This is a genomic window from Pseudomonadota bacterium (genome assembly GCA_030859565.1).
Classification (GTDB): domain Bacteria; phylum Pseudomonadota; class Gammaproteobacteria; order JACCXJ01; family JACCXJ01; genus USCg-Taylor.
The window spans coordinates 1-2,613 of the sequence record JALZJW010000265.1 but is presented as its reverse complement, the minus strand read 5'-3'; the positions used below and the strand labels follow the sequence as shown (position 1 = coordinate 2,613).

The 2,613-nt window shown below is 60.4% G+C and carries 1 protein-coding gene; it reads left to right on the top strand.

Annotated elements, in window-relative coordinates:
• Positions 1 to 2,613: hypothetical protein (locus M3436_20545; GenBank protein ID MDQ3566361.1), on the top strand; the 2,613-nt coding region annotated here is incomplete at both ends.

Sequence of the window (2,613 nt, the reverse complement as noted above, 5' to 3'; positions counted from 1 at the left end):
GGCTTTAACCGCTCGCTCGATGAAGCTTCGCGCAAGGCCGCCAACACCCGCGCCGCGGTCGAAGAAGAGTTCCGGCGTATGCGGGTTGCCGCCTCTGTGCCACTGGAGGTCACGGTCAACGCTGATACTTCTCAGCTCGCCACGGCAGCGGCGGATGTCCGGGCTTTTAGAAATGAAGTCGAGGGTATCGACCCTACTGTTACCGCCCGGGCCGAAGTCCTGGGCGTTCCCACCAGCATCGCCGAGCTGAACCGGCTAGAGGCCGCTGCCGACACCGCGAACGGTACCGCCCGCATAGATACCGCCGTGATCGGAGCCGCTGCCGGGGTTGCTGAGCTACAGGCGCTAGAGGCTGCCCGTTCCGCCGTTGACGGGGATGCCGTGGACGTGCCGGTAGACGTTGACGCCGGGGGCGCTACAGCGGAACTCGGGGCCTTCTCTGTAGCTCATTCGGCGCTAGATGGCAACGAGATCGACGTTGCCGTGGACGTCGACACCGGATTCGCCACCGCGCAGCTCGCGGCGTTCGTGGCGACCGCCGCCGGTGCCGCTGGTGCCAGCAACCTGCTTACGGCTTCGGCGGGGGTCGCGGGATTGGCGATAACCGGAATAGGGGCGGCGGTGATCTTCGCGATGGCTATGCTCGGGCCCCTCTTGGGAGGCGTCGGGGCTATCGCCGGACTTGCTGCTGGCGCCGGGGTTGGCGTAGGGCTTCTCGCTGGGGCTATCTACGTACTCGCGAGCGGCGCTTATGACGGCGGGGCAGCTCTCGCCGCCCTCCAAGAGCGGGCAAGTGTTTTACAGGCCGAGCTAGTACAGGCACTCGGCCCGGCGTCACTAATCATTGCCGAGATCGGCATGACGGCAATGGACGTGGCCTCTAACTACATGCCGATGATCGGCGTAGCCGGCACTGCTACGGCGCTCGCGGCACAGGCCGGGCTACAGCCGCTCTTTGACTTCCTCTCCTCACAAGCGGGGATGGGCTATATGGAGCAGATATTCGCCGGAGCGGCGCCGATAATCCAGAACCTTACCGCCACCGCCGGGGCCTTCATTCAGGGACTTATTGCGGGGCTTGCTACCCTGGTGCCCTACGGGGTAACGCTTTCGGAAACGATACTCGGTGTAGCTACTGCGTTTGCATCGTGGGCCACGAGCGCCGAAGGGTCGGCCCAACTTACGGCGGTGGTAGAAAGCGCGATACCGGTATTTCAGTCTCTCTGGAGTATGGTGACTTCGGTGTTCGGCGCGCTTATGACCTTCGCGGCGGTGGCGGGCGGGGATGTTTCGGTAGCGATAGACATCCTGTCCTCGATACTCACCGGCGTCATCTCGGGATTGACCTGGCTCTACGATACCGTTGGCGGGGCCGGGATCGCTTTCGGGCTAATGGCTATCGCGGTCGTAGCGTTGGTCCCGATAGTAGCGGCGGTCGTGAGCGTTGTGGGCGGGCTCGGTGTCGTGCTCGGTGTCGTGGCGGCGGGAGCGGCTGTTTTCGCCACGGCTGCCACCCTAATTTACAACAACTGGTCTACCGTTGGACCCTTCCTTTCGGGGCTTTGGGCCGGAATCGTCGCCGGAGCGCAAGCGGCGTGGGCGCTATTCATAGCCGGACTCGGGCAGCTCAAAGCCGCCTGGGATGCCGTGTGGCTTGGTGTAGGAACCACCATCACGGCGGCACAAACGATCATCACGATGGTACTGACTACCATCTGGACCTTCATCACGACCGTTTTCACGGCTATATGGACCACGATCACTACCGTTCTTACGGCCATATGGACGACTGTTACGACCGTCTGGACGGCGATCTCGACCACGGTTATGACCGTGCTAACCGGGATCTGGACGACCGTGAGCACGATCTTTACCGGGATCTGGACCGTAATCACGACCATTCTGACCATCATCGGGACCGTATTCGTAACGATGTTGGCGCTGTGGATCGGGATCTTTATCACGGCGCTAACCCCGATAGTTACTTTAGTTACTACGGTGTTCACCGGGATCTATTCGACTATCAGTTCGATCCTGTCGACGGTGTGGTCGTACCTGGTCGAGACGTGGAATGCGATCTATGCGGCGGTGGTCCCTGTAGTTCAGATGCTCTGGGACGGGATCGTTGCCGGAGCTACTGCATGGTGGGATCAAGTAGTGATGATCGTGCAAGCTGTCTGGGACTTTTTGGTCTCGACCTGGCAGAGCATCTACGACACTGTAGCTCCAATAGCGCAGATGCTCTGGGATTACATCGTTGCCGGAGCTACTGCATGGTGGGATCAAGTAGTGATGATCGTACAGGCCGTCTGGGACTTTTTGGTCTCGACCTGGCAGAGCATCTACGACACGGTTTCTCCGATAGTTCAGCTACTGTGGGATTTCGTAGTCCAGGCGTGGACAGACATCTCGACCCAAACAACGACGATCTTCACGGCGATCTGGACGTTCCTGACCGATACGTGGCAGAGTATCTACGACGCGGTGACGCCGATCCTCACCTCGATTTACGACTGGCTAGTCTCGACGTGGGATAGCGCGAGCACGTATACGACGGACATTTTCACGGCGATATGGACCTTCCTATCTGAGACCTGGACCGGGATCTACGAT